The organism is Nocardioides sp. NPDC023903 (assembly GCF_040639295.1).
GTDB lineage: Bacteria > Actinomycetota > Actinomycetes > Propionibacteriales > Nocardioidaceae > Nocardioides.
In genome coordinates this window covers 1-6,046 of record NZ_JBEZZS010000068.1, presented here as the reverse complement: position 1 = coordinate 6,046, position 6,046 = coordinate 1, and the positions used below count along the sequence as shown (strand labels likewise).

Below are 6,046 nucleotides of genomic sequence, written 5' to 3'. Positions count from 1 at the left end.
CTCGGGGCCGGTCGCTGGTCGCGGCCGAGGAGGTCGAGCAGGAACATCGGCAGGGATGCCGGCGGGCGGTCGTCCACCACGGTGTAGGCGCCCTGACCGATGGTGGTCGGGGGTGCGGCGACGTAGCCGCCGTGGGCGCGGGTGTCGATCAGCCAACCGACCTTTCCGGCCGTGTTGGCGAACCGGCGCGAGGTGTCGGGTGCGGTGTAGTAGAGGTGGGTTCCGCCGGAGACGGTGCGCACGGTGTAGGTGGGTGTGATGGTGCCGCCGTGGGCTCCGGCGAGGTGGTCGAGCACGTCCTCACCAGTCGTGATGCCGAAGCGGTGCCAGGGCTCGGGGATCTCGGAGCCCGGCTTATGGGCGTCGAGGTCGACCACGACCAGCCGCGAGGGCCCACACGCGATCCCGACACCGTAGGCCGGGTTGCTGGACCAGGCGCGGGTGATCCAGTCCGGCCGGTTGGTGGCGCGCTGCTCCCACCCGGCGTGGCCGGTGCGACACCAGGCGTCGGTGCCGTCACAGTCGGCCGCGCGGTGGTTGGGGGTGGCGGGCCGCTTGGAGCCGGGCAGGAGGGGGAAGACGCGCCAGCCTCGGGCGGCGTAGTCGAGCGCGATTGTCAGGGTGTCAGGCTGCTGTGTCATCGGTCTGTCCTTCCTCGGTGTCGTGCTGGTCAGGTTCGTGGCGGTCGGGTCGGGCGAGGGCGACCATGAAGCCCTGCAAGGTCGGTCGCGGGTGGGTGGCGGCGTACTCCTCGAGTTCGGTTGGGTAGCCCAGGGATTCGGCCTCGGCGTCGAGTTCCCAGGCGTGGGTGGCGTTGTAGAACTCGCTGGTGATCAAGTCGCGCCACCAGTGGCGGCGACGCTGCACGTAGCGGCGACGTACGCGGCGGCTCATCAGGCACCTGCGGCCTTGCTATTGGTCCAGCGCTGGACGGTTCGCTCGGAGACCTTCAGGAGGCCAGCGACCTCGGGCACCGGCAGACCGGCAGAGCGCATTTCGACGGCGGCGCACGCGGCGTGCACCTGGTCGTCGTCGTCGCTCAGCGCCTCATCGCAGATGACGCACAGACCGGTGCGGTCCTGGTCGTTGTCGTCCTCGTCGTCCGTCGTGTCAGGGATGACGGTCAGGGCAGGCATGGGGGTGACAGAGGCGGTGTGGGCGGCGATCTCGTAGACGTGGTCGGCGGGGTCGGTGTCACCCTCGGTGTCAGGGGTGGTGTCAGGGTGAGCGGTCGACTTGGCACCGATCAGGTCGCGGTAGGCGTCTGCTCCGGCGGCGTGCTTCTCGGCGGAAGCCGTGAGGCGCTTGGCGGCCTGGTTCTCGGCGCGCTCGACGGTGACCTTGATCTCGGCCAGGGCGTGAGTGCGGGCGGCGAGCCGGGCTGACTCGCGGTAGCCGGTGATGGTCTCCATGTGGGCCTCGTGGCGGGCCTCGATGACCGCAAGCGCGCGCTGGTCGCGGATCTCGGCGGTACGGGCCCGGATGATCGCGGCCGTCTCGGCCGAGACGGTCACCTGGTCGCGGATGCCGTCAGCGACCAGCAGCAGCGCAGCGAGCGCGGGAATCGCACTCCACGGGCCCATGTGACCCACAGCGGCCAGCAGGACCGTAGAGACGGCCACAGCAACCGCCGTAGCAGCACCGAAGCCGTACGCGGCGGCCAGCTGGCCGGACTTGTAGGCGTGGATCGTGGTGTGACCCAGTGCAGCCCACACGACATCGGCAGCGAGCGCGACCGCTACACCGACAGCGGGAGCGGCTGACCCGGCGGCGGGGATCATCGCGGCGACCTGGGGAGCGATCGTCACGGCGACCTGGACGAAGCCCACAGCGGTCATGCCGTAGCCGACAGCGGCGAGGCCGGAGGGGCGGTTGGACTTGGGAAGGGAAGCGGTGTTCATGGCCAATCTCTTTCTGCTTTGGGAGGTGTTTTGCCTGGTCAGATGAGTGTTTTGGGCATGGGTCGGGTAGGGACCTGGGCCAGTGGGGCCCGTGCGAGGGGTGGGAGGCGGTTACCAGCCGGGGCGGTGTGGCGGCCGCTTCGGGTCGCGCTGGGGCGGCAGGGATGTGGTGGTGGCCTCGGTGTGGACGCGGCGGGCGTGGTTGTAGAGCGCGCGCCCGGTCCTCAGGCGGGTCCCGGTTCCTAGGCAGGAGCGGCAGGCCCGGAGCTTGCGAAACACGGCACCGGCGGTGCGTGAGCCGGTGCCCTGGCAGCGGCGGCACGGCTTGAACGGCAGTTCGCGGCACAGGGTGGCGTAGATCCCAGCAGCGAGCGTGATGAGCGCGAGGGCCGCGAGGGTAGCGACGGCGAGCGGTGTCATGGAATCTGCCTCCTGGGCTGGCTTCGGGTGGTCGGTGTGCGGGTCGCTACCCGCTACCTTCGAACGTCTGTGCTGGTCAGGCTGGGAATTGGGGGTAGCGGGGTGGGTAGCGAGGTCGCTACCGGGTGGTGGTCCGCTACCTCCGGCGCTACCCCTCCTTCTGGGACTCGGCGTCGCGCTCGGCGCGGAGCTTGTTGAGGTCGGCGCGGCGGTAGCCCTTGCGGACGGTGCCGGAGATCTTCACGTCGACCGAGGAGAGTCCGGCGGTGCGTGCCATGTCGGACAGGGAGTCGGCGCTCAGGTGGGTGTAGGCGTCGGGCCAGGTCTCGGTCAGGGCCTCGGCGGCGCTGGACCAGTGCTGGCCGTTGGGGGCGGCGACCTCGGTCAGATCGGCCAGCAGATCGCGGGCCGGGGCGGTCTCGATCGGCGCACCCACCGCGAGCCCTCCGCGCAGCGAGGTCGCCCGGGCAACCATCGAGTCCCAGACCTCATCGGCAGGGAACTGAGAGCGGGCGGCCACCGGGGAAGCTCCACCGGTCATGCAGCCCCATCCGGCGTCGAACACGGGCCGGTAGACGGTGCCGGTCAGGCCGCGCTTGTAGGCCCCGGTGCCGAGGATCATGTCGTTCTCGACCTGACCTGCGACCGAGAGGCACCAGCGGTTGGTGACACAGCGGGTGATACCCGGGGGCAGGGACGCCTTGTCGGGGATCTGGGTCGCCAGGATCACGCAGATTCCCAGAGCACGCAGACGCTTGATCGCACGCTCGAAGTCGCTAGCCGCGTCCGGGGAGTACAGGAACAGCTCGTGGGCCTCATCGATGACCACACACACCGGGTGCAGACCCGAACCGGGCTTGGCGGCCAACTCTGGGGTGACCTTGCCCTGAGGGGCCTCCCCGCGCTTGCGGGCCTCGAGGATCCTCTTCCCGCGCTTCTCGGCCTCGACCACCAGCCAGCGCCCGATCGCAGCGCCCTGGTCCAGCGCCTCATCATCGACACCGACGACGTAGGTCGAGCACAGGGGCTCAAGGTCGAGGAAGTCACCAGTGCCCTTGAACTCGGCAATCTTCAGCTCACAGGTCGGGTCGAGCATCGCGATCGCGATCAGCGCACGAGCGGCATAGGACTTACCCGAACCGGGCTGGCCACCGATCAGGTAAGAGCGCTGAAACAGCGTCGTATCGATCGGGCGGGAGCGCTCGTCGCTGCTGAACTCGCCAGGCTCGAAGAACGACGTACGTGCGTTGTCAGCAGCCAGCGACCAAGACGGCTGCCCCATCTCGGAGGCGGGCTTGTAGCCCACCCACAGGTCGAGCTGTCCGGGGTGATCAGGTCCGGCCGAGGGCCAGACCTGGTCGACCGGGATCCGCAGCGCCGAAGCAAGCCCGTCGCGACGCTCTAGCACCTTCACCGAGGTGACACCCTCGGGCAGGTTCACGCGGGCCAGCCATCCGGGGCCGTCGCGGTGGATCCCGGGGTGACAGAACTCGATCTGCTCCGGCGCGGTGATGCCCCGTACAGCCAGCGAGACCAGAGAGTTACGGACCAGGTCACCAGTCAGCTTGGTGAACCGGCGACCCGTCGCCACACGGCCCAGGATCGGCTTGTCGGCCGGTCGGCCGGCACGAGCGGTGACCACGATCAGCGCGGCCAGAGCGGCCCACAGAACCGGCGCAAGGATCCCGGTCACGGCCAGGATCGCAACCACGATCAGGGTGGCGGCGGTGGCGATCGCCAGGCCCCACATGCGGCCCCGCGACTCCCGCTCACGGATCTTGTTCAGGGCCTGCCAGGTGTAGGCGTCGTTGGTCTCAGCGGCCTTCTGACGCAGCTCGTAGTTGCCCTGTTCGGCACGTACCCACCGGGTGACGCGGCCGGTCATCCGGCCACAACCCACGACCGAGTAGCCCAGCGTCTTGACGGTGTAGACCGGGGTCCGGACGGCGTGGAACGCGGTGTGGTAGCCCGCAGCAGACACGGCCTGACGCACAGCAGCCTTGCGAGCCTCAGCAGAGCGCAGCCACGGCGGGATGATCGGCGCACGCTCACCGGCCGCCCGGTCAGGAGCCGCCCAGGAGAACGTAGAGGTCACGGCCTCGGGCTCGCCCGACTCTGTGGACTCAGCCGACTCGGCGGCGTCGTCCGGGTCGCTCTCGGTGAACGGGGTGGCGGTGTCGACGTGGTCGACAACGGCCAGAACCTCACCCTCGAACACGTCGACCCGCTCAGCGTCCTCGCAGTCGTCCTGGTCGGGCTCGGCGAGGCCGATCCGGTTGTCGAACAGGGCGGCCGGGCTGTCCGGCGCGGTCCCGTTCGTGGGGTAGTAGTCAGTCATCGTCGGGTCCTTCCGTTGGTCTGGGTCATCAGGTGGGTGAGGCGGTGATGCACGATCGCGAGCACGCGGCGCTTAGCCATGGACGGTTCGATCTGCTCTGTGTCAAGCAGGGCGAGGACGGCGGCCAGGCCCCGGACGAGCAGTCCGGTGCGTTCCTGCTGTGCGTGCAGCTCGCGGCGCAGCTGCTCGCAGATCTGGCACGGGCCCTCAGACATGGCGTGGGGGATCTCCTCAGGTCTCGATCAGTGACGGATCAGTGCTGGCCCAGCAGGCTCAGGGCCTCCTGAAGCAGGTCGACGTGCGCAGGGAAGACCACGCCGCCGCGCTCAGCGATCGCGGCCTGCAACTCGGCCCAGGAACCGGCCCGTAGCCAGGCGGCTTCGTCGGCGTCGTCCTGCCCGCTGACCACGGGGAGCGGGTGGTTGATCAGGGTGACCATGCCGGGGATGGTGACCATCCAGGCGTTCTCTCCGGCGCGGGGGTCGTCTACGACCCGGGCCGGGAGCATGTCGAACACGCCGTGGTGAAGCCGGAAACCGGTCTCCTCCTCGAGTTCCCGCGCGCAGCCGTTGGGCGCGCTCTCGCCCTCGTCCAGGCCGCCACCGGGCAGCGCCCAGCCGTGGCCGTCACCGCGCTTGATCATCAGCAGGTGAACGGCCTCGGTGAACGGGTCGCGGTTGAACACGATCGCGTCCGAGCACACTGCCTCGCCCCAGTGCCACAGGTCGCCCTTGCCCGGCATCAGGTCGGGGCGGGGACGCGGGTTGATCGGGAGACCGTCAACGACCTCGAACGGCACAGCGGCGCGCTCCTGGCGCTCGGTCCAGTCGATCCCGCGGGGGTCCACGTCGCTCAGGTCCTTGTCACTCGTGACGTTGTGGCCCATGGCGGGCCTCTTGTCGGCGGGGTTGATGCCGTGGCCGTAGGACTGGCCGTCAACGGTGACGTAAGCGATGCGGGGGTTTTCGTAGGCGTCGGTGATCGCCGCGCTGGCCTCGCGGCCGTTGTCCGCGGTGAAGCTGATGACCTTGCCGCTGACGTAGTGCACGACGATCTCGAACGGCTCATCGTGGACGGTGACGCGGCGTCCGTTCACGGTGACGCTCGAGTTGACGACGGTGCCCGCGATCATGCCGACAACGCCGTTGTTGATGCTCACGGAGACGTTGGTCTTGTGCATGGGTTTCTCCTCAGATCTGGTTCGGGTTGGTCTTGCGGATGTGGTCCAGCGCGGCGAGACAGGCCGCGCACATCGGGGCGATCGGGCTCCGGGCCCGGTCGGCGGGCTGCTTGCTGGACATGGCCTCAGCGGTGGCCGGGATCTCGAAGCCACACAGGGTGATCACCCCGGCCTCGGTGGCCTGGTCCTCGATGTGGATCAGACCCG

8 protein-coding genes are annotated in these 6,046 nt (G+C 69.3%); all 8 read right to left on the bottom strand.

What is annotated here, in order from left to right; translation table 11 throughout:
- Positions 1–641 (bottom strand): bifunctional DNA primase/polymerase (locus AB0F44_RS29900; RefSeq protein ID WP_357360972.1); only part of this gene is annotated, 641 nt, incomplete at its 3' end.
- On the bottom strand, positions 625–894 hold the full coding sequence (locus tag AB0F44_RS29895; RefSeq protein ID WP_357360970.1) for a hypothetical protein: 270 nt from the start codon (positions 892–894) through the stop codon (positions 625–627). The genes AB0F44_RS29900 and AB0F44_RS29895, both read right to left, overlap by 17 nt.
- A complete protein-coding gene (locus AB0F44_RS29890; protein WP_357360968.1) occupies positions 894–1,901 on the bottom strand; it encodes a helix-turn-helix domain-containing protein in 1,008 nt (335 codons plus the stop codon). The genes AB0F44_RS29895 and AB0F44_RS29890 overlap by 1 nt, the downstream gene beginning before the upstream one ends.
- A 111-nt stretch (positions 1,902–2,012) precedes the next feature.
- On the bottom strand, positions 2,013–2,321 hold the full coding sequence (locus AB0F44_RS29885; RefSeq protein WP_357360967.1) for a hypothetical protein: 309 nt from the start codon (positions 2,319–2,321) through the stop codon (positions 2,013–2,015).
- Positions 2,322–2,469: 148 nt separating this feature from the next.
- On the bottom strand, positions 2,470–4,659 hold the full coding sequence (locus AB0F44_RS29880) for a hypothetical protein (RefSeq protein ID WP_357360965.1): 2,190 nt from the start codon (positions 4,657–4,659) through the stop codon (positions 2,470–2,472).
- A complete protein-coding gene (locus tag AB0F44_RS29875; RefSeq protein ID WP_357360963.1) occupies positions 4,656–4,874 on the bottom strand; it encodes a hypothetical protein in 219 nt (72 codons plus the stop codon). The genes AB0F44_RS29880 and AB0F44_RS29875 overlap by 4 nt, the downstream gene beginning before the upstream one ends.
- Positions 4,875–4,912: 38 nt before the next feature.
- Positions 4,913–5,839 (bottom strand): NUDIX domain-containing protein, encoded by a 927-nt coding sequence (locus AB0F44_RS29870; protein ID WP_357360961.1) that lies wholly within the window; start codon positions 5,837–5,839, stop codon positions 4,913–4,915.
- A gap of 10 nt (positions 5,840–5,849) precedes the next feature.
- The coding region (locus AB0F44_RS29865; RefSeq protein WP_357360959.1) for a hypothetical protein at positions 5,850–6,046 on the bottom strand (197 nt) is incomplete at its 5' end.

Excerpts from the sequence above, each read along its gene's own strand:
- AB0F44_RS29895 (WP_357360970.1), bottom strand. The coding sequence starts at position 894 with ATGAGCCGCCGCGTACGTCGCCGCTACGTGCAGCGTCGCCGCCACTGG.
- AB0F44_RS29890 (WP_357360968.1), bottom strand. The coding sequence starts at position 1,901 with ATGAACACCGCTTCCCTTCCCAAGTCCAACCGCCCCTCCGGCCTCGCC.
- AB0F44_RS29880 (WP_357360965.1), bottom strand. The coding sequence starts at position 4,659 with ATGACTGACTACTACCCCACGAACGGGACCGCGCCGGACAGCCCGGCC.
- AB0F44_RS29875 (WP_357360963.1), bottom strand. The coding sequence starts at position 4,874 with ATGTCTGAGGGCCCGTGCCAGATCTGCGAGCAGCTGCGCCGCGAGCTG.
- AB0F44_RS29885 (WP_357360967.1), bottom strand. The coding sequence starts at position 2,321 with ATGACACCGCTCGCCGTCGCTACCCTCGCGGCCCTCGCGCTCATCACG.
- AB0F44_RS29870 (WP_357360961.1), bottom strand. The coding sequence starts at position 5,839 with ATGCACAAGACCAACGTCTCCGTGAGCATCAACAACGGCGTTGTCGGC.